This window comes from Geothrix fuzhouensis, assembly GCF_024609325.1.
Taxonomy (GTDB): Bacteria; Acidobacteriota; Holophagae; order Holophagales; family Holophagaceae; genus Geothrix; species Geothrix fuzhouensis.
This window is the reverse complement of record NZ_JANHMQ010000001.1, coordinates 142,441-162,121: the sequence shown is the minus strand read 5'-3', so window position 1 is coordinate 162,121 and position 19,681 is coordinate 142,441. Positions and strand designations below refer to the sequence as shown.

The 19,681-nt window shown below is 66.3% G+C and carries 20 protein-coding genes and 1 riboswitch; of the genes, 5 read left to right on the top strand and 15 right to left on the bottom strand.

Annotated features, from left to right (window positions below; genetic code table 11):
- Nucleotides 1–43: 43 nt before the first annotated feature.
- The 3 genes from NOV74_RS00740 to NOV74_RS00730 all read right to left on the bottom strand — a co-directional run bounded on the left by NOV74_RS00740 (nt 44) and on the right by NOV74_RS00730 (nt 4,790).
- On the bottom strand, nt 44–1,237 hold the full coding sequence (locus NOV74_RS00740; protein ID WP_257308427.1) for a S53 family peptidase: 1,194 nt from the start codon (nt 1,235–1,237) through the stop codon (nt 44–46).
- Nucleotides 1,238–1,539: 302 nt separating this feature from the next.
- Complete coding sequence (locus tag NOV74_RS00735; protein ID WP_257308425.1) at nt 1,540–2,451, bottom strand: prohibitin family protein; 912 nt, start codon at nt 2,449–2,451, stop codon at nt 1,540–1,542.
- A 107-nt stretch (nt 2,452–2,558) separates the two neighbouring features.
- Nucleotides 2,559–4,790, bottom strand: a complete 2,232-nt coding sequence (locus tag NOV74_RS00730; protein ID WP_257308423.1) for a nitric-oxide reductase large subunit — start codon at nt 4,788–4,790, stop codon at nt 2,559–2,561.
- Between the two features lie 214 nt (nt 4,791–5,004).
- Between NOV74_RS00730 and NOV74_RS00725 the strand changes: the two genes are divergently transcribed.
- Nucleotides 5,005–5,445, top strand: coding sequence for an ATP-binding protein (locus NOV74_RS00725; RefSeq protein WP_257308422.1), 441 nt, complete (start codon nt 5,005–5,007; stop codon nt 5,443–5,445).
- Nucleotides 5,442–6,071 (top strand): cation efflux transmembrane domain-containing protein, encoded by a 630-nt coding sequence (locus NOV74_RS00720; RefSeq protein WP_257308420.1) that lies wholly within the window; start codon nt 5,442–5,444, stop codon nt 6,069–6,071. The genes NOV74_RS00725 and NOV74_RS00720 overlap by 4 nt, the downstream gene beginning before the upstream one ends.
- A gap of 3 nt (nt 6,072–6,074) precedes the next feature.
- On the opposite strand, the gene NOV74_RS00715 is transcribed toward NOV74_RS00720, so the two are convergent.
- From NOV74_RS00715 to NOV74_RS00695, 5 genes are all read right to left on the bottom strand, one after another.
- The gene (locus NOV74_RS00715) at nt 6,075–6,404 is read right to left on the bottom strand and encodes a DUF190 domain-containing protein (protein ID WP_257308418.1); all 330 of its coding nucleotides are present in this window, start codon (nt 6,402–6,404) and stop codon (nt 6,075–6,077) included.
- Between the two features lie 9 nt (nt 6,405–6,413).
- The gene (gene crcB, locus NOV74_RS00710) at nt 6,414–6,800 is read right to left on the bottom strand and encodes a fluoride efflux transporter CrcB (RefSeq protein ID WP_257308416.1); all 387 of its coding nucleotides are present in this window, start codon (nt 6,798–6,800) and stop codon (nt 6,414–6,416) included.
- Nucleotides 6,801–6,814: 14 nt separating this feature from the next.
- A riboswitch (Fluoride riboswitch) is annotated at nt 6,815–6,877 on the bottom strand.
- Nucleotides 6,878–6,881: 4 nt separating this feature from the next.
- Complete coding sequence (locus NOV74_RS00705; RefSeq protein ID WP_257308414.1) at nt 6,882–7,796, bottom strand: divergent polysaccharide deacetylase family protein; 915 nt, start codon at nt 7,794–7,796, stop codon at nt 6,882–6,884.
- A gap of 1 nt (nt 7,797) precedes the next feature.
- A complete protein-coding gene (locus NOV74_RS00700; protein ID WP_257308412.1) occupies nt 7,798–8,961 on the bottom strand; it encodes a S41 family peptidase in 1,164 nt (387 codons plus the stop codon).
- A gap of 87 nt (nt 8,962–9,048) precedes the next feature.
- Complete coding sequence (locus NOV74_RS00695) at nt 9,049–10,146, bottom strand: D-alanine--D-alanine ligase family protein (protein ID WP_257308409.1); 1,098 nt, start codon at nt 10,144–10,146, stop codon at nt 9,049–9,051.
- 97 nt (nt 10,147–10,243) lie between these two features.
- Here NOV74_RS00695 and coaD point away from each other — a divergent pair, with 97 nt between their 5' ends.
- Nucleotides 10,244–10,726, top strand: coding sequence for a pantetheine-phosphate adenylyltransferase (coaD, locus tag NOV74_RS00690; RefSeq protein WP_257308407.1), 483 nt, complete (start codon nt 10,244–10,246; stop codon nt 10,724–10,726).
- 5 nt (nt 10,727–10,731) lie between these two features.
- Here the strand turns inward: coaD and NOV74_RS00685 are convergent, their stop codons facing one another.
- The 5 genes from NOV74_RS00685 to NOV74_RS00665 form a co-directional block, all read right to left on the bottom strand.
- Nucleotides 10,732–11,103, bottom strand: a complete 372-nt coding sequence (locus tag NOV74_RS00685) for a pyridoxamine 5'-phosphate oxidase family protein (RefSeq protein ID WP_257308405.1) — start codon at nt 11,101–11,103, stop codon at nt 10,732–10,734.
- Nucleotides 11,104–11,200: 97 nt separating this feature from the next.
- Nucleotides 11,201–12,526: a S8 family serine peptidase gene (locus NOV74_RS00680; RefSeq protein ID WP_257308403.1), complete on the bottom strand. Its 1,326-nt coding sequence runs from the start codon at nt 12,524–12,526 to the stop codon at nt 11,201–11,203.
- A gap of 187 nt (nt 12,527–12,713) precedes the next feature.
- A complete protein-coding gene (gene recG / locus NOV74_RS00675; RefSeq protein ID WP_257308401.1) occupies nt 12,714–14,798 on the bottom strand; it encodes an ATP-dependent DNA helicase RecG in 2,085 nt (694 codons plus the stop codon).
- A 10-nt stretch (nt 14,799–14,808) separates the two neighbouring features.
- Nucleotides 14,809–15,519, bottom strand: coding sequence for a hypothetical protein (locus NOV74_RS00670; RefSeq protein WP_257308399.1), 711 nt, complete (start codon nt 15,517–15,519; stop codon nt 14,809–14,811).
- A gap of 75 nt (nt 15,520–15,594) precedes the next feature.
- Nucleotides 15,595–16,809, bottom strand: a complete 1,215-nt coding sequence (locus NOV74_RS00665; protein WP_257308398.1) for a trans-sulfuration enzyme family protein — start codon at nt 16,807–16,809, stop codon at nt 15,595–15,597.
- A 77-nt stretch (nt 16,810–16,886) separates the two neighbouring features.
- On the opposite strand from NOV74_RS00665, the gene NOV74_RS00660 reads away from it, so the two are divergent.
- Complete coding sequence (locus tag NOV74_RS00660) at nt 16,887–17,351, top strand: Lrp/AsnC family transcriptional regulator (protein ID WP_257308397.1); 465 nt, start codon at nt 16,887–16,889, stop codon at nt 17,349–17,351.
- Here the strand turns inward: NOV74_RS00660 and NOV74_RS00655 are convergent.
- Complete coding sequence (locus tag NOV74_RS00655; RefSeq protein WP_257308395.1) at nt 17,339–17,716, bottom strand: winged helix-turn-helix transcriptional regulator; 378 nt, start codon at nt 17,714–17,716, stop codon at nt 17,339–17,341. The genes NOV74_RS00660 and NOV74_RS00655 overlap by 13 nt on opposite strands.
- A gap of 191 nt (nt 17,717–17,907) precedes the next feature.
- Here NOV74_RS00655 and NOV74_RS00650 point away from each other — a divergent pair, with 191 nt between their 5' ends.
- Nucleotides 17,908–18,978, top strand: a complete 1,071-nt coding sequence (locus tag NOV74_RS00650; RefSeq protein WP_257308392.1) for a DUF3187 family protein — start codon at nt 17,908–17,910, stop codon at nt 18,976–18,978.
- Nucleotides 18,979–18,995: 17 nt separating this feature from the next.
- Here NOV74_RS00650 and NOV74_RS00645 read toward each other — a convergent pair whose 3' ends face one another.
- The gene (locus NOV74_RS00645; protein WP_257308391.1) at nt 18,996–19,601 is read right to left on the bottom strand and encodes a TMEM175 family protein; all 606 of its coding nucleotides are present in this window, start codon (nt 19,599–19,601) and stop codon (nt 18,996–18,998) included.
- Nucleotides 19,602–19,681: the final 80 nt, after the last annotated feature.

The window sequence follows — 19,681 nt, the reverse complement described above, 5'->3', positions numbered from 1 at the left end:
GGACCTCGGAGGCAGGCCCAGGTTCACCAAGCCGTAGAGCCGTTCAGAACCCTGCCGTTCCCTGGGGCGAGCCGACGCCCGTGACGTAGTCCCAGCCCACCAGGCACGGGAAGCCGTTGTTCCCGGAGGTGATATCGCGGAAGGCCGGAGTGGCTGGGGGATTCAGGTAGTTGGCATAGATGGCCGTGAGCAACTGGGTGGTGTTGGTGAAGGTCCCGCCGCCCAGGTTCACCATGCCGGCCATGCAAGGTGAGGAGACGCTGGTGCCCCCCACCACCCACCACCCGGATCGCCCCTGGTAGCGTGTGGTGTCGTACACCGCCACACCCGTTTGCGGATCCGCGTCGGAGGAGATGTCCGGCACGCCGCGGCCGGAACCCGTCATGGATACCGCCGTCTGCCAGCTGGGCTTGGTCTCATAGGGGCTGTTGCCACCACCCCCGGAGCTCCAGCCGGTCTCGCCGGTGAAGGCGCCGTTGGCATCCGTGGCCACACTGGTGCCCCCCACGGCCACGACATACCGTGAGGTGGAGGGATAGATGGTCTTGCCGCCGGTGTCCCCGCTGGCCGCGAAGAAGCTGGGGCCATTTATGTTGAAGTGCGTGTCGTAGGCGGTCTCCCCCGAGGATTCACTGCCGCCCCAGCTCATGGACACCTGCTTCACGCCCGCGAGGGACACTGCGAGATCCACCGCGGCGTAGAGGTTCGCGTTGCTGTTGGACTGGGCCTCCACGAGGATGATCTTCGCGTTGGGCGCCATGGCGTGGACCCACTCGATGTCGAGCGCCGCCTCCAGGGCCCACCCGGCATTGGTCCGGGGTTTCTTCCCACCCTGGTAGACGACCTGGAAGACCGTGTTGGAGGAGGCCGTGGGGTTGGTGGATGTTTCCTGAGGCAGGCCGAACGAGGCGGAGAAGGTGTTGAAGTCGCTCAGGGCCGACGGGTAGTCGTAGGCGTCGATGATGGCGATGACATCGTGGCCCCCGGTGGCGGGAAGGTTGTAGAAGTCGCGGAGCTGCGTCGGGGACATGCCGCCCCCGGGCCCCAGTCCACCGGCCGGACGGAGCAGCACCAGGTGGTTCGTATGGGATCGGATCCCGATGTCCTGCCGGGCCTCCAGGCTGGTATCCGGGATCAGGATGTCTCCATGGATGACCGGGGGAGCCTCCTGCCCCGCGAGCGGAGCCAGAGCCAGCCCTAGGCTGAAGATCAACGCAAATAGAATCGTCCGTCGCATGCCGCCCTCCTATGGCGTCGTGCCCGGGAGCCCCGGACATCATTCAAGACTCCGTGGTAATTGATACCGTGTCTCACATATATGAAACGGCACGGGAATCTACTGCCACCCTCTATCGTCGTCAAGGCATCGTGACGGGATAGGCGGAGGCCTAATGAGGAACTGTTTATTCCTCTACCCCACAACCTGGCCAGTTGTTCAGCCAGTTTCAGTCTGAAGAAGATCTCCGCGAAAGATGCGGATGCACCGTTCGCGGAGAGATGAAAGCGCCTGGATCAGGCAGTGCCCGGTGGATGGGCCCTCTACTTCCTGGCCGGCACCTGAATCATGGGCGTGGCTCCCCCCATGGGCGTGATGATCAGGTTGCCCTTGGCGCCGATGTCCCGCAGGGCCTGGATGCGCTGATATTCGATGATCTGGGGCGTCAGGCTCTGGCTCACGATCTGCTGGGCCTTGGCCTGGCCTTCGGCTTCGATGCGCTTACGCTCCGCCTCCTGCTTTTCCTTCTGGAGCACGAAGGCCATCTTCTGGGCATCCTGGTCCGCACTGATCTTGTCGTTGATGGACTTGGTGATCTGGTCCGGCAGGATGACATTGCGGAGCAGCATCTGCTCCAGGGTGATGCCACGGGCCTCGAAGGCCGCCTTGAGCGTCTTCGACACCTGGTCCACGAAGGCCTGGCGCTTGGACGTGTACAGTTCGGTGGCGGAGAGGGCGGCGGCGGCGTCCCGCAGGCTGGCGCGGATCTCGCTGCGGACGATGCGCTCCTCCACGTCGGGGCCGATGGTGCGGTAGATCTCCGGCAGGCGGGCCTGCTGCAGCGAGTAGAAGATGGTGGCGTCCAGCTTCACGGTGAGGCCGTCATTGCTGATGACCGAGATGGAGTCGTCCCCCTTCCGCTGGCCCTCGTCACCGACATTCGACATGGTGTAGTTCCGGGTGCGGACTTCCATCTCCACCACCTGGGCGAAGGGGTTGATGAAGTGCAGGCCGGAAGGCAGGGGCTCGCTGTTCACTTTGCCGAACAGCACCTGGATCCCCGCCTGACCCGGGGGCACGATGACCGCCATGGATGCGAGGAGAACAACCACACCCAGCCCGAGCCCCACCCACTGGACGATGATCAGACGGGCGGACAGGGGATACCCAACCTTGGTCTTCCATCGCCAAGCCAGCGCACCCACGATGAACAGCAGAAGAGCAAAGAGAACCAAAGAGCACCTCCAAGGGGCGGATCAGGTTAACAGGGCGTTCTTCGGCGACCTGGGCAAGAGAAAGGCCCCCACCTCGCGGCGGGGGCCTTTCCCGGTTCATTGAAGCGTCAGTCCTCGACCACCGCGAAGGCGGGGGCCGCGTCCACCTCCGTGCGGGCAGGCTTGGTCTCCTCGGCGGTCCTCCAGCCCCAGGCGCCGATGACGGCCTTGAAGGTGAAGATGATCACGGCGAGGGCGCCGAGGCCGAAGAGGGTGTCGCCGGGCATGCGCAGCCAGGTGAAGGTGCGCATCAAAGGCGACTGGACCACCGCGGCACTGCGGGCATACCAGGTGCCGTGTTCGAGGCTCTGGGCCACCTGGTAGAAGCCGCTGGGGATCAGCGACAGCGCCAGCATCAGGACCAGGCCCAGGTTCAGGCCCCAGAAGCCCCACTTCAGCCACTTCTCGTCCCAGGCCTTGTCCGGCGTCATGCCGCGCAGGGCGAAGAGCATGAGGGAGATCGCCAGGAAGCCGTAGACCCCGAAGAGCGCGGCGTGGCTGTGGATGGGCGTGGTGTTGAGGCCCTGGCCGAAGTAGAGCACGGAGGGCGGATTGATGAGCATGCCGAAGACACCGGCGCCCAGCAGGTTCCAGAAGCAGACTGCCGCGAAGTACTTGAACGGCCACTCATAGCCGCTACCGAGGGCCCGGCCGGCCTTGAGACTCATGGCGATCTCGAAACCCACGATGGTGAGCGGCACGATCTCCAGGGCGCTGAACACGGAGCCCAGAGCGGAGATGGAGGCCGGGGAGCCAGTGAAGTACAGGTGGTGGAAGGTGCCGATGACGCCACTGCCCAGGAACAGACCCATGGAGAGACTCACGGCGCGCAGGGCAGTGCTTTCGCGGAGCAGGCCCATGCGGGTGGAAAGCAGCGCGATGGCGACGGTGGCGAAGACCTCGAAGAAGCCCTCGACCCAGAGGTGGACCACCCACCAGCGCCAGTACTCGGCCATGGCGAGGTGGGTCTCACGGGTGTACATGAAGCCCGCGGAGTAAAAGAGCGGGATGGCGATGGCGGACAACACGAAGAGCTTGAGCAGGCCCAGACGACCCTTCTCGCCCTTCAGGGCGGGCAGCAGGGCACGCACTACCAGGACCAGCCAGATGACCATGCCCACTGTCAGCAGGATCTGCCAGAGGCGGCCCAGCTCGACGTACTCGTAGCCCTGGGTGCCCAGCATGAAAGAACCTGACAGCTTGCCCACGATGGCCTGGTGGGCGCCCACGAGAGCCCCGACGACGACCACCACCAGAGCGGCCAGCAGGCCCGCCACACCCAGCCACTGGCCCTTGGGCTCCTTGCCGCTGAGCTTGGGACCGAGGTAGAGACCCGTGGCCAGCCAGCAGGTGGCGATCCAGAAGACGGCCAGCTGCAGGTGCCAGGTGCGGGAAGCCGCATAGGGCAGGATGTGCGAAAGATCCAGTCCGTAGAGGCCGTTGCCCTCCACCGCGTCATGAGCCGTCAGGACACCCATCCCGACCTGCACGAGGAACAAGGCCATGGCCACGGCAAAGTAGATGGCTGACCACCGCTGGCTGGGGGTGGCCGGGGCGGGCGGGATGGGCTTGGGATCGGGGAACTCCTCGGCCGGCTGGGTGGCGTGATGCCAGACCATGAGGCCCACGCCCAGAATCAGCAGAATGATGGAGAGGATGCTCCAGAGGTGGCTGATGGGCGTGATGGTGTTGCCCACCAGGGGCTCCTGGGGCCAGTTCTGGGTGTAGCTGTGATCGGCGCCGGGACGACGGGCCGCGGCGGCCCAGGCCGTCCACAGCCAGAAATCGGCTACCCGTTCCCCCTCCTGCATGGTGGGGATCCACCGGGCAGGAATGGCCGCACCCTTGTCGCCTTCCACCGCGACCTTCGCCAATTCGGCGCGGGTCGCCAAATAGGCGGCGGCCTGGGCGGCATTCAGCGTCAGGGTGTTGGTGGATAATTCATACCGATTATTCTGAAATATTGATATAGTGCTTGCCTTGGCATCCGCGACGGAGACCCCCTGGGCTTTCACGCCGTCGAGCGTGTGGGCGGCCCACTGGTGCAGGGCCTTGGCGGACCAGTCCGGCGCCAGGTAGGCCCCGTGGCCCCAAACAGATCCGATGTGCTGGCCGCCGTGGCCCAGGTAGCTGACCTGGCCTTCGAGGATCTGTCCGGGGCCCACCAGCTGGGTGCCGTCCTCTGCCACAATCCGCTGCGGGATGGGGGGCGCATTCTGGGCGATCTGCCGCCCACCCAGTCCCAGCACGCCGAAGCCCGCGAGGAGCACCAGCAACACCAGCCACCACCTTGCCTTCATTGGAACCTCCGTACATGCCCGCTCTGGGCGCCGAAAAGCAGTGTTCCACAAATTCTCCACATTTAGGACCATTAATTCTTAATTGTGATCTTCGCCACGCCCTCTGGCCGGTTCGAATGCCTTGTGCGCTCTGGCAAAACCTCTAGCCCCCGAGGGCAGAATCCAAGTACCTTGACCTTGGTACTCCGGATCTCTGAAAGGGAATTTCCGTCTTATGGCCCACCCCGCCCTACTGCCCGTCGTCCTCACTTGCAACACGGACCTGCGCTTCATCGACCTGATCCAGGTGGTGGGTGCGGAGTTCCTGAAGCATCTGAGCTTCACCCAGGAGGATGGCGAGCGCCTGTGGCTGGCGATCCAGGAGGGCATCGCCAACGCCATGCGCCATGGCAACAAGCTGGACCGGGACAAGCCTGTGAAGGTCACCTTCACGCCCAAGACTGATCGTTTCGAGATCCGCATCGAAGACCGGGGGCCCGGCGTGGACCTGGAGGCCCTGCCCGATCCCAACCTGCCGGAAAACCTGCTGAAGCCCGGTGGTCGCGGGGTGTTCTTCATGCGTCAGGTGATGGATGAAGTGCACATGGAGTGCCACCCTGCGGGTTCAACCCTGGTGCTTGTGAAGGCCAGGAAGGTCCGCGAGCCGCATCCGTGACGACGAAGCCGGTGGACTGGCGGCGCCGGGCCCTCTGGCTCGCCGGGCTGACCATCGCCTACAACCTGGTGGAAGGCCTGGTGTCCATGGCGTTCGGTTGGGCGGACGATTCCGTGGCCCTCTTCGGCTTCGGCGCGGACAGTTTCATCGAGGTGGCCTCGGCCCTGCTGGTGCTGTGGAAGCTGCTGGATCACGGCAATCTCGAGCGCGAGCGTAAGGCCACGCGCGGCATCGGCTGGCTGTTCCTCTTCCTGGCCCTGGGCATCGCGGGCGGGGCTATCCTGCAGCTCACGGCCCGCACCCATCCGCCCACCACGGTGCCGGGCCTCATCATCTCGATCCTGTCCCTGTCGTTCATGGCCTTCCTCTGGCGCGCCAAGCTGAAGACGGCCAAAGCCCTGGACAGTGCCACGGTGGAGGCGGACGCCGCCTGCAGCCTGGCCTGCATCCAGCTTTCCGTGGTGCTCTTCCTCGGCAGCCTGCTGTTCCTGCTCGTCCCCGCCCTCTGGTGGGTGGATGCCGCAGCCGCACTGGGTTTGGCGCTGCTCATCGGGAAAGAGGGCCTTGGCATGGTGCGCGCCGCGCGGAGCGCGGCCTTCACGGGCGGCTGCGGCTGCGGGCACTAGGAGCTAAGAGCGCACCTGCTGGTTGATGAAGCCGCATTCGGCCGGCACGCTGATGTAGAACATGGACAGGCCTTCCGCCTCGATGAAGGTGATCAGGCGCTCCGCCTCCTCCTCCGTGGCCATGAAGGTCACCTCGACGGGCAGGTCCCCGGCCAGCTCGATGAAGTGGTCCGCATGAATCAACCCGTGGCGGCCGAAGCCCGCGATGGCCTTGAAGGCCGTGCCGCCTTTGAGGCCGAGCCGCCGCGCTTCCTTCAGGAGCCATTCATAGACCAGGATCCCGTGGTGAGTCCGGTCTTCCTGGACGAAGAAGGTCAGGTAGGTGCCCTTCATGGTTCCTCCTCAGGCCTTCATGAATGCCTTCACCGTCAACAGCCCCAGCAGGGTCATGGCAAGGGAGCCCGCGAGGTGGAGCGCCATGTGGCCGGCGGCCCAGGCGTACTCGCCCCGGGTCAGGAGATGCACCGCCTCGGCGGAGAACGTCGAAAAGGTGGTGAGCCCCCCCAGGAACCCAGTGATGATGAGGAGCCTCGCTTCAGGCGCCAAACCCGGATGCTGGGTGAACACGGCTACAGCCACGCCCACAAGGTAGCCCCCCAGCAGGTTCGCCGCCAGCGTCCCAAGGGGCAGTGAGGGAACAAATGGATTCAGGAGGGCGCCCAGGCCCCAGCGCAGCCACGCGCCCAGAGCCGCACCAACACCCACCGCCAGAAAGGAATAGAAAGCCATGCCTGTGTCCTCCAGGAGTCACAGGCGTCATCAGCCGATGGGGCGGTTATGGGGCGGACGCCATCGCCAGGAACCAGCCTATCACTTGGCCAAGTCGCTCGCCTTCACGAAGCGCACCTGGCCTTTGCTACGGGGCACCAGCTTCTCCAGGGCCTCGACGGTCTCGGGGTAGATGTGGCCGATCATGAGCACCGAACCATCCTTTTCCGCGAGCTTGATGGCCCGGTCCCACTGCTTCTCCATCTCGGGGAAGGTCTTGTCGTCGTCCAGGAATACTTTCCGTTGGACGGCCGGAATGCCCAGCTGCTCGGCCACATCGAAGGCCACGCTGTCCTTCTCCGTGCGGCTGTCCACGAAGAAGAGCTTCCGGGATTTGAGTTCCTGGAGCACCCAACCCATGCGCGTGCGGTCGGGCGTGATACGGCTGCCCATATGGTTGTTCACGCCCGCGCGGTGGGGGATGCCATCCAGGGCCATCCGCACGCGGCGGCGGACCTCAGGTTCCGGCAGGTTGTAGAGGATGGCATTGGGACCCGGATCGCGGCCCGGCCCCGGGTAGCCGATGGGCTCCATGGGCAGGTGCAGCATGACCTCCTTGCCTAGGCGGTACGCGATGTCCGCGCTGTCTCGCGTGAACTCCTGGTAAGGCAGCACCGCCACGCTGAAGGGCACAGGCAGGCTGCACAGCCGCGTCACCAGCTCCGGTTGCACGTAGCCGAGGTCGTCGATCACTAGGGCGAGGCGGGGCAGCGTGCGTTCCGACTCAGGGCTCTGAGGCTTGGCAGCCTCGGAGGTGGCCCTGGCCTTCGGCTCGGCGGCTTTCTTCTCCGGTTTTTTGGGTTCAGGTTTGGGGGCCTCATGTTTCGCCGGCGCCTCGCGCCGGCCGCAGCCCTGCTGGCCGAGCATCACGCCCGCGCCCAGGCCCAACAGCAGCGTGAAGGTGGCCCAGCCCAACAGGGCCAGGGTGGACGTGCGCTTCCCCTTGCCTCGCGCCAAGCTAGGAAGCCTTCGCGGGCGCGGGTGCGGCAGGTGCAGGCGCCTGCAGGGCCGCCATCACCTTGGCCAGGGCATCGTCCGAGTCTGTGAGCTTCAGGACCTGGTCCGGCGCCACGCCCTGGCGGTCCAGCTTCTCGCCACCGAGGCCCACCCAACGGCGGGACACCAACTCCACGGCCCCACCCTGCTTCAGGAGGAAGCGGCTCCGCTCCACACCCAGACCGGGCGTTTTTTCGCCAAAGGTCTTGGCGCCGCCCTTCTTCAGGCAGGAAGCCAGAACTTCGGGAAGGCCCAGGGTCGAGCGGCCCACCAGGAGCGCCAGATGGGCGAAGGGCGTTCCTGTGCCGACCACGGCCACTGCCCGGTCGGGTTTGCCAGCCTCCTGAAGGGTGCCAAAGGTCCCCTTGACGCCCAGCACGCCCGCCACAGCGGTGGCCTCCTCTGCGGATCCATTCCGACACTGGCGCAAATCCAGCACCAGCGTTTGGCCATGCTCGACCGGTGCCAGCAGCTTCTTCAGTTCCGCAGCCCGCCCTGGGTTCAGGTCCGGTAAGGAGATCATCACTGCACCAGTCCCCTGCTTGAGAGTCACGGCGGCCTTGGGCAGGCGCTGTCGCTGCAGGGTCGTCTTCGTGAGATCACCCGTGGCGTTGTAGCGGTAGAGGTCGAGGGTCGATCCGTCCGGGCCGAACATGCGGCGCTCCAGCGCCCAGGCACTGAGCAGGCCCACCGAATCCCCGTCCACCTTGCGGATCACGTCTCCGGGCTGGATGCCCGCCTTGGCCGCGGGTCCGCCGGATGTCACCGCCAGTACCGTGGCATAGATGCCCCGCTTCATGACCACCAGGCCCGCCTCGGCCGGTCCAGGATCCGGCAACCGGAGGTCCTCGGCCGACAGATAGGAATTCATGGGGTGTGAGCGCTCCAGCACCGCCTGGATGCCACCGGACACCACCTTCTCCATGTTGGGGGGGTCCACGTAGTTCTGCTGCACCAGGGCCAGCACATCCTGGATGTCCGAGAGGCCCGCCAGGGGATCCTGAGGCGGGGCTTTGACGCCCGGTTTGGGTTGCGCCCGGGGCTGCTCGCCCTGCTGGAGCACCGGCAGGGTGAAGGCGGCCACGAGGGGGAAGGAGAGGACCGAGAGCCAGGTTCGGGCGTGCATGAAGATAGTCTACGTGGAAATGGGCGCTCGGCTGTCAGCTATCAGCCGTCCACGAAATCCCGGCACTCGCTGGATTGGAGAGCAGCCCTACCCCTGGGCGCTGCGGAACCAGTCGCTCCCGGACTGGAAGCCCTTCTGCTTCACGGTAGTCTGGGCGTGGCGGGCCAGGGCCAGGTCGATGAGCCGGGTCAGGAGTTCGGCGTAGGGCACTCCGCTGGCGGCCATCATCTTGGGATACATGGAGATGCTGGTGAAGCCGGGGATGAAGTTCAGCTCGTTCAAGAACACCCGACCCGAGAGTCGCTCCAGGAAGAAGTCCACCCGGGCCATGCCGTAGCCGTCCGAGGCCGCGAAGGCCTTGGCGGCCAGTTTCCGCACCAGATCGGCTAGTTCCTCGGGGATGTTGGCCGGGATTTCGGTCCGGCTCTTGCCATGCAGATACTTGTCTTCAAAGGTGTAGAACTCGTCGGCCACGATCACCTCGCCCGGCTTCGAGACCAGGGGCTCGTCGCCCCCCAGTACCGCCACCTCGATCTCGCGGATATCCAGTCCCTGCTCCACCAAGACGCGCCGGTCGAAGGTGAAGGCCCGGTCCAGAGCCGCGGCCAGATCCTCGGCCCGCTTGACCTTCTCCACGCCGATGCTGCTTCCCAGGTTGGCTGGCTTCACGAAGAGAGGCAGGCCCAGCTTGGCGCACTCCGAAAGGCAGACAGCCTGCTCGCGCCGCCAGCGTTCCTCGGTGAGTCCCACGTAGGGCACCACGGGCAGGCCTTCGGACTCCCAAAGGCGCTTGGTGATCCACTTGTCCATGCCGGCGGCCATGGCCAGCAGGCCAGCTCCCGTGTAGGGCCGGTGCAACAGCTCCAGGTAGCCCTGGATCTGACCGTCCTCGCCGCCGGCCCCATGCAGGGCGTTGAAGAACAGGTCCGGCAGCGGCGTAGCCTCGGCCCCCTTCTCCAGGGGCAGGAAGGGATGGTCGCTGCGCTCCGGCAGTTCACCCGCCGCCAGCCGGGCGAAGGGGTCGCCCGTCACCACCCATACGCCATTCCGGGCGATGCCCATGGGCCGGACCAGGAACCGGATGGGATCGAGGTGCTCGGCAATGGCCCGGGCCGTGACGATGGAGACTTCGTGCTCGGGGGACTCCCCGCCGAAGAGAAGGCCGACGCTCAGATGCTCGTTCATGCCTCCACTGTACCTCCAACCAACCCGGATCGCGCACTGTGCCGCCCCGTACCGGCCCCATTGCGCTAGGCTGATTTCCCATCCTTCCGGAGCGCCCGTGCGGTCGGCCATTTATCCAGGCTCTTTCGATCCCGTGACCCTTGGCCACTGGGACCTCATCCAGCGGGCCGCGAAGCTCGTGGACCGGCTGGTGGTGGCCGTGCTCCACAACCCCACCAAGTCCCCCGCCTTCACCGTGGATGAGCGCGCCGCCATGCTCGAGGAACTGACGGCCTCGCTGCCCCAGGTCGAGGTGACCACCTTCCACGGCCTCCTGGTGGACTTTGCCAAGGCCCAGAACGCCCAGTTCATCATTCGCGGGGTGCGGGCGTTCAGCGATTTCGAGTACGAATTCCAGATGGCCCTCATGAACCGCAAGCTGGCCCCGGAACTGGAGACCGTCTTCCTCATGCCCAAGGAGAAGTACAGCGCCGTGAGCAGCCGCTTTGTGCGCGAGATCGGCAGCATGGGCGGCAACCTGGCGGACCTGGTGCCGGACATGCTGCGGGAGCGGATCGCCGAGCGCCTGAAGAAGGGGTAGGAGCCCTAGCCGAGAATCCGTTCGAGGTGCTTCACGTGCATCACGACCACGCCCCGGCACCAGGAGTATTTCACCTTCAGCCGCTCGTGGAGCGCGTTTCCCGACTGCACTTCGGCCGCCCCGGTCAGTCTGAAGCCGATGGCAGGGCCCGCGGGACTGCGCTTGTCGGCGATGATCATCTGGACCGAGGGATCCCGGGCGAGATTCGCCTCCGTCACCCGGTAGCCCCCGGCGGGGAAGGCAAGAGTTTCATCGTCTACCACCTCGAGGTAGCTCTGCCACGTCGCGACGAGGTGCGGCCCATCGGCTCCGTTCGTCAGGAACGTTGCGGAACCTTCGGCCCCAAGCACGGCGCGGATAGTTGCATCGAGGATCACGGGACGCCTCCGGATTCACGGTAACACCCGCAACGCCTGCGGCCCCACCCCCTGGCAAGGGTGGAGCCGCTCGCTGATGCTCCGCTGCCTACCTAGGTCAGCGGAGCGCTTCCAGGGCGTTCACACGGCCCTTGCCCGAATAGGGATCGACCCCGGGCTTGAGGATGTCATCAGCGCTTTGCTGGATCCTCCGCTTCAGCTCCGCGGGCGCCATCCTGCCGTACTTGCCCACGATCAGCGCCGCCACTCCGGAAACATGGGGCGCCGCCATGGAAGTGCCGGCGGCGAAGTAGTACTGCCAAGCACCGCCGCTGTTTCGGCCTGCCGGGCTGATGACCATGTCGTACGGGATTCCCGCAGCGGAGGCAGTGTCGCCGCCGGGAGCGGCCACATTCACCACCGAAACGCCGTAGTTGGTGTACGAGGCGGCCCGGTCGAAGTCGGCCAGCGCGTACGGGCCGGTGGCGGACACGGCCATCCCGTTGCCTGACTGGGCGGGGATCGCCCAGAGTCGACTGTCAAGATTGACGCCCTCGTTCCCGGCCGCACTGATGCACAGGGTGCCGGCCGCCGTGGCGTAGGTAATCGCCCGGTTGAGGGCGGCAACCAGGGGTCCGGATCCGCCACCGCCGGCATTGATGCGGTCGAAGGTGGCGCCCAGGCTCATGTTGATGACATCCGCCCGCACGTCTGGACCGGCTGCGTACAAGATGCCCGAGATGATCCACGAGAACGATCCGCTGCCGTTGGTGCTGCGGAGGACCTTGACGGCCACGATCTCGGCGAGAGGGGCCACGCCCTGGATGCCGCGATTGTTGATCGGGGCGGCGATGATGCCGGCCACATGGGTGCCGTGGTTGAACCCGTACACGGACGGGTCAATGCCGGGCTCGGTGGGAACGAACGACCGGCTCAGCGCCAGGTTGACGTTGGGCCCGATATCGGGATGGCCGCTCCAGATCCCCGAATCGAGGACCGCCACCCGTGCCCGCTTCACATCCCAGCCCTGATCGCCGTTCGCTGCAGTCTGGTCCGCGTGGATCTGACGGAGGTTCCATTGGTAGGTGGCGTAGTAGGGCTCGCTGTTCACGCCGGAAACCTGAGGTTCGGCTTCCTGGGCCGCGGTGGCGTGTTCGTCGGGTAACCACGGCACCTCAAGGTCCTCGGCGGCTTGTTGCACGCGGGGATCGGCGGTGACGAGGGTTAGGAAGGCAGGGTTGTCGGAAGAGGCCAGCACGACACCGATTTCAGGAAGTCGGCCCGTGATGGTGCCACCCGCCGAGGCCATCAGATCGTCCAGGCTCACGCTGCCGGTGCCCTGCCCCTTGGTCAGGATCAGGTAGGGACGCGGGGCGTCCGCGGCAAGGGAGGCACCCCCGGCCAGTACGAGTGCGAGGAAGAGCCTGGTTGGAAGGCATTTCATCGTTCATCTCCTTCAAGGGCCGTCGGCTTGCCGGCAGCGGGGGTTGTATTGACGAACCGCTCCATTGAAAAAACAATGATTGAATTTCGATACGGTGGTCATTTACAAACTCAATGTCAACAACCCCCGTGCTCCGCTGAAAACGCGGAATCCACCACGGAGACGCAGTTTCTCTGGAACCGGTCGGTCAGCTGACCTCGGCCAGCCTGAGCCGCACCTGTTCCCGTTTCAGCCAGGCGGCTTGAGCTTCGCTGAGGCCATGGGCCAGGGTTCGCTCTGCCGTATCACGGCACCGGGCCAGGAGAAGCCGATCCCGGACCAGATCCGCCACCTGGAACTGGGGGAGGCCGGCCTGGCGCACGCCGAAGAACTCGCCGGGCCCCCGCAGCTCCAGGTCGCGCTGGGCGATGCGGAAGCCGTCCTGGGTTTCGACCAGCGTCTGCAAACGCTCCGTCTCCGATCCGCTGATCATGAGGAAGTGGCTGCGGTGGGCGCCACGGCCCACGCGACCGCGCAGCTGGTGCAGCTGACTGAGGCCGAAGCGCTCGGCGTGGTCCACCACCATCACCGTCGCGTTAGGCACGTCCACGCCCACCTCGATGACCGTGGTGGCCAGAAGGATCTTCGCCTCGCCAGACACGAAGCGGCCCATGCGGGAGGCCATCTCGTCGGTCTTCAGGCGGCCATGGACCACCTCGATGCCCTCGTCTGGGAAGATGCTGCGCAGCAGGGCCTCCATGGCCTGGATGTCGCGGAGCTGAACCTTGCCTTCATCCGAGGGATCGATGCTGGGGCTCACCACGAAGGCTTGGCGGCCCTCGGCCAGCTCGCGGCGGACCTGCTCCCAGGCCCGTTCGGCGAACTCCGGCTTGTGCAGCTTCGTGGTGATGGGCTGGCGGCCCGGGGGCAGCTCGTCCAGCACGCTCTGGTCCAGGTCGCCGAAGACCGCCAGGGCCAGCGAGCGCGGGATGGGCGTGGCGCTCATGACCAGCCAGTGGGGATCGCCACCCTTTTCCTTCAACGCCTCACGCTGCTTCACGCCGAAGCGATGCTGCTCGTCCACCACGACGAGCTGCAACTGATGAAAAGCAACGGCTTCCTGAAACAGGGCATGGGTGCCCACCACGTAGCGGGCTTCGCCGCTGGCGATGCGGACCAGGGCCGCCCGCTTCTCCGCGGCCTTCATTCCGCCCAGCAGCAGCTGCATGCCCTCGGCGTGCTCCCCCAGGTAGCGGCGGAAGCTGGCGGCGTGCTGGCGGGCCAGCACCTCCGTGGGTACCAGCAGGGCCCCCTGGCCACCCGTTTCCGCGACCATGGCCATGGACAACAGCGCCACCAGCGTCTTGCCGCTGCCCACATCGCCCTGGAGCAGGCGGTTCATGACGCGGCCCGAGGTCAGGTCGTCCACGATCTCCTTGAAGGCCCGGCGCTGGGCAGTGGTCAGCCGGAAGGGCAGAAACGATCTCAAGCGTTCACGCAATGCGGGTGAGGTGGGCACCACGAGGCCCCTGCGTTTGAGGCGCCCCGCCCGCCGCAGGGCCACGCCCAGGGAGAACGCAAAGAGCTCTTCTGCCGCCAGGCGCTGGTGGGCCGGCGAGAGGCCCTTGTCCAGCAGCACCGGATCACTGTCGTCCGGGGGGTCGTGCAGCAGCCGAAAGGCGGTCATGCCATCCGGCAGATCCTTCGCAAGGTCCAGGGGCAGCCATTCCTCCGCCGCGTGGGCCCGGACCAGGGCCTCCTGCACCAGCTTCTGCCGGACCCGGCCCGTGAGCGGGCCCAGTTTCCGGTACAGCGGGAGAAACCGTCGGACCCAGCCGAGATCCTCGCCGCGGCCCATCAGCTCAAACTGCGGGCCCCGCATCTCCAGCCCGTGCCGACCCACCGAGAGGGTGCCGAACACCAGCAGACGGTCCCCCACCTTCATCGCGCGGGCCAGGTAGGGCTGGTTGAACCAGATCAGGCGCAAGGTTCCGGTGCCGTCCTCCAGCAAGGCTTCCGTGAGGGCCATGCGCTGCACGTGGGTGGTGCTCTGGCGCAGGTCCCGCAAGGTACCCAGGACTGTCACGATGCCGGGGTCTGCCGCCTCAAGGCCCCGCAGCTCGAGACTGCCCAGGGGCCTCAGGCTGCCCCGGTCCACGTAGCGGTAGGGCAGGCTCCACAGCAGATCCCTCAGGCTGTCGAGCCCCGCCTCCTGCAGCGCCGCCGCCCGCGCCGGTCCCAGGCCCCGGAGGACCGTGATCTTCGAGGAAAGGGGGAGGGGCGCAAGGGTCATGGCGGCTGCTTCAGCCTAGCCGCGCCTCCATGGACTCGACCACCTTCACCACGAAGCGATCGCCGTACCACGCACCGTGATGAGGGTCCTCCAGTTTCCGGAGGCCCGCCATGAGGGCCGGCAGGTCCAGCGCCCCTCGCTCCATCAACCCTCGGATCTGGATCTGGGTGCGGCCGGGGCCGTCGACGGGATGGTCCTCGGCCAGCCGCGCCAGAGCTCGGGCCATCCATGGCAGGGCGGGGATGCCGCAGCCGGCCAGGGCCCGCCACCCCCCTTCCAGAAAGCCGCTCCAGAGGCTTCGGCCCTGGGCCAGAATCTCTTCCCCCAACAGGACCCGCCCGGCGAAGAGGCCCGGCAAGGCGGCAGGCGGGGTTTGCGCCACGCTGCGGTCGAGGGGGACCAAGTCCGACAGGGCCCCTTCGGGCAGCTCAGCAAGCACCCACAGCAGGCAGGCCTGTTCCCAGGGATCGGGGCCGAACCACAGGACCGGTTCCGCAGTGCCGCCCAGATCTTCCAGGGTGAGCCGCGCCGGCGCCTCCTCCTCGGGCAAGCCCCACCAGGCGGCCCTCAGGCCCGGCAGCCGAGCAGCGTCCGCCGTCCAGGGGCCCACCGCTGGGGAGTCCCGCCAGATGCGCACGGAACCAGGCAGACCGGACCGCCGGTGCACCTCTGCAGAAGCGTCGCCGCAGTGCAGATGGATCAGGGCGCCGGACGAAGCCATGGATCGCTCCGAGGTGAGGACACCCCAGCATACGACTCGGGTCAACTCAGGCTCCCGGTGACCCGGTCGGGACGGTCAGCGAGCCGAGCCCACGGTCTGTCGTGCCATGGCCTTCGCCAGCGCCTGCTCCAGATCGGCCCACAGGTCCTCGGGGCCTTCCAGGCCCACGGAGAGCCGCATGAGCGACTGGGAGACACCGCTGTGCTCGCGGGCCTCGGCGTTCACCACCCGATGGGTGAGGGCCGCCGGATGCTGGATCAAGGTGTCCACGCTGCCCAACGACACTGCAGGCGTCATGAGCTTTACTTCAGCCATCACCACGGAGGCGGCCTCGAAACCACCCTTCAGCTCGAAGGCCATGAGCGAGCCGGGGCCCTTCATCTGGCGGCCCAGGAGACCCATGGGATCCTGGCCAGCCAGGCCCGGGAAGTGGACGGCGGACACGGCAGGATGCTTGGCCAGGCGCTCGGCGATGATCTTGGCGCCCTCCTGCTGGGCCCGTACCCGCAGGGGCAGTGTGGGCAGACCGCGATGCAGCAGGTAGGCCGCCAGCGGATGCAGCACGTTGCCGGTGATGACGCGGACCTTGCGCAGCTCCGTGGCCCAGTCGTTGTTGGTGGCCACCAGGCCCGCCAGCACGTCGCCGTGGCCGCCCAGGAACTTCGTGGCGCTATGGAGGACCAGGGTCACCCCGTGCTTGATGGGATTCTGCAGGATGGGCGTGGCGAACGTGTTGTCCACCAGCACGGGCACCTGGCCGGCCTGGCGCACCACGTCGTCCAGGTCCAGCAGGGCCAGGGTCGGATTGGCGGGGGTTTCCACGATGACCATGGCCGTGTCAGGCCGGATCGCGGCGGCGATGCCGTCGGCCTCCGCCCAGGTCACTTCCAGCCCCAGCATGCCGGAGGCCAGCAGGTGGTCGGTGCCGCCGTAGACGGGGCGCACGGCCACGATGTGGCTGCCGCGCTGCTTGGCCGCCATGAGACACGCCGTCACGGCCGCCATGCCCGAGCCAAAGGCCACGGCCTCCTCGGCACCCTCCAACTGGGCCAGGGCCTGCTCATAGCGAGCCACCGTGGGGTTGTAGAGCCGTGCATAGACAGGGCTGCCCACCGGCAGGCCGCCCATGGCCATGGCCTCCAGGCTGCGTCCGCCCTCGTCCAGATCAGTCAAGGGATAAGTGCTGCTGAGATCGATGGGCATGGCGTGGATGCCCTGCTCGTGCAGCACCTCGCGGCCAGCATGGACGGCCTGGGTTTCCAATGAGGTCGAGGCGAGGGGCTTGGACATGGAGACACTCCTGTCACCAATGTAGGTTTCGACGATTCGCCAATCCCTCGAATTTATTTCGTGAAACAATGGTTTCTATGCCACTTGACCGAATCGACTGCGACCTTTTGAGCCTTCTACAGAAGGATGCACGGCTGTCCAACAAGGAACTCGCCGCGGCCGTGGGTCTGGCCCCGTCCTCCTGCCTGGCACGGGTGCAGCGCCTGCGTTCCGAGGGTGTGCTGCGGGGCGCCCATGCAGAGGTGGATCCCCAGGCCCTGGGGGTGGGCCTCCAGGCCCTCATCGCCGTGCAGCTGCGCCAACACAGCCGCGCCCAGGTGAAGGCCTTCTGGAAGCACGCCCTGGGGCTGCCGGAGGTTCTCTCCGTCTTCCACGTGGCGGGCACCCACGATTTCCAGGTGCATGTGGCCGTGCGGGATGCGCATCACCTGCGGGATCTGGCCCTGGATGCCTTCACCACTCGGCCCGAGGTGGCCCACATCCAGACCAGCCTCATCTTCGAGTGGGCCAAGGGCCAGGTGATGCCGAACTACCGCGCCTGATCCTGCGCTTCGGGTTCCGCGATCTGGGTTCCCCAATGCGTGACAGCCTCCACCACCTGGCGGAAGCCCTGTCCCTTGCAAGTGAGCTCGTATTCCACGCGCACCGGCGTGGTGGGCAGGACGCGCCGCACCAGCAGGCCCTGGCACTCCAGCTCCTTCAGGCGGGCCGAGAGGACCTTCTCGCCAATGCCCTGCACCCTAGTGGCCAGCTCATTGAAGCGCAGGGGCCCCTCCTGGAGGATCCACAGGATCTGGCCAGTCCAGGGCTTGCCCAGCAGGTCGATGGCCATGCGGAAGCAGCGGCAGCTGGGTGATTCGGGGAGGTTCATGAGGCGGTCCATGGGCCCGGCGGAGTTCGGGGGCATCACAAAACTATCCCAAAGAAAGCTGCTTGACAAGGGGAAGTCATATTCTCAATATTGCTTTCATAGGGAAACAGGCTTCCCAAAAGAAAGCACAAACCGGACGACTCCGGCATCCAACCACCCATCGCCAGCGGCATCCCCGCGTGGCTGGGAAGGGTCATCGACCCGACTTTACCCAAGGAGCACCTCCCATGCGCGCCATTCTCGCGCTGGCCCTCGGCTTGTCCCTCCAGGCCCAGGACGAGCCCTACCCCGAGATGGGCCCCCTGCCCACCCGGAACATGTTCACCCTGCTCCAGGCCCCCATGACCTACCAGCCCCAGGCCCCGCGCCCCATCGGTGCGGGTAGGTGGCAGGTAACCCTCACCCATGTCCGGGCCAACGTCTTCGAGTTCTCCGACCTGATCAAGGACCACCCGCCCGCGTGGTTCCAAGGCCGCCACCAGATGGACCGCGCCGCCCTGGAGGCGCTGGCGGCGGAGTATCCCACGGCCCCCTTCGTCTTCTACTTCGACGAGGAGATCGCCCGTACCACCCTGCAGGTGCGCCGGGGCCTCACGGACCGCACGGACGTGTGGGCGGAGCTGCCCGTGGAGCGCCACGGCGGCGGCGATCTGGATGCCGTCATCGAGGACTTCCACAAGACCTTCGGCTTCGAGCAGTGGGGCCGCACCGAGGTCGCCCGGAATCAGGCCGTGGTGGCCACCATCCGGTACGGGCGCCTGGGCTTCGTCCGGGTCGGCGCCCAGCCCACCCGTGTCCAGGATCCCCTGTTCGGCCTGGTCCACTTGATCCACCAGGATGCGGCCACGGGCCTCAGTGCCACCTTCACCGTGAAGCCGCCCCTGGTCCGGACCTACGGCTCCTTCGAATCCGGATGGGACGTCGAGGGGGGGCTCAGTGGCTGGTGGCAGGCGACGCCCACCCAGGTGATCTACGCCGGAGTCGCCTACACCCACCGGGGACGCGGCAATGCCGCCTACAACCAGCTGGACTACACCTCCGACATGGGCGCCCACGTGACCTGGCAGGGACGCCGGAACAAGAAGGTCCAGCCGTTCATCCAGCTCTACTTCCTGAGCGGCTTCAGCACCCCCCAACCCTTCGCCAAGCTGCATGACGGCAGCCTCCAGCATGACGTGGGTCTCCACGTCTACCTGGATGCGCGGACCACGCTCACCTTCCGCTACGTGAACAACATCACCCACAATGAGAACACCGACGACGCCTCCTTCGCGGCGGGCCTCACCCACCGGTTCTGAGGGGTCTCCCAGCCCCTTCAGGGCCTGAATCCGCCCTCCCCGGCGGCCTCGCGGGCCAGGATCCGCTCGATGCGCCGATCTGGTACCAACCAGATGAGGGCCACCACCCAATAGAGTGCGAAGCCGGCCCAGCGATTGGCGAAGGACAACAGGATGGCGGCGGCATAGATCGCAATGGAGATCTTGCCCTTGAAGTCCCCGCCCACCGCAGCCTCCAGAAGCGACCCCCGTCCGTGGTGGTGGATGAGGCACTGGCTCAGCAGGTAATAGGCCAGGGCAGCCATGAGCAGGACGAACCCGTAGAGCGCCACGGGCCTAGCCGCAAACTGGTTGCCCCCCATCCAGGCCGTGGCGAACGGCACCAGGGAGAGCCAGAACAGCAGGTGCGTGTTGGCCCACAGGATCGGTCCGTTCACCTTCCTGGCCGCGTGGAGCATGTGGTGGTGGTTGTTCCAGTAGATGGCGATGTAGATGAAGCTCAGCGCATAGCCCACAAAGGTTGGCAGAAGTGGCCTGAGGACCCCGAAGGAATCGCCGCGGGGCGCTCGCAGTTCCAGGACCATGATCGTGATGATGATGGCCAGCACGCCGTCACTGAAGGCTTCCAGCCGGTTCTTGCCCATGCTCGACCTCGACTCGGGTTCGCGATTGTTCCATGACTCTCGGGGCCACGGGCAAGCTTGTGAATGCCGTCGGGCAAGTG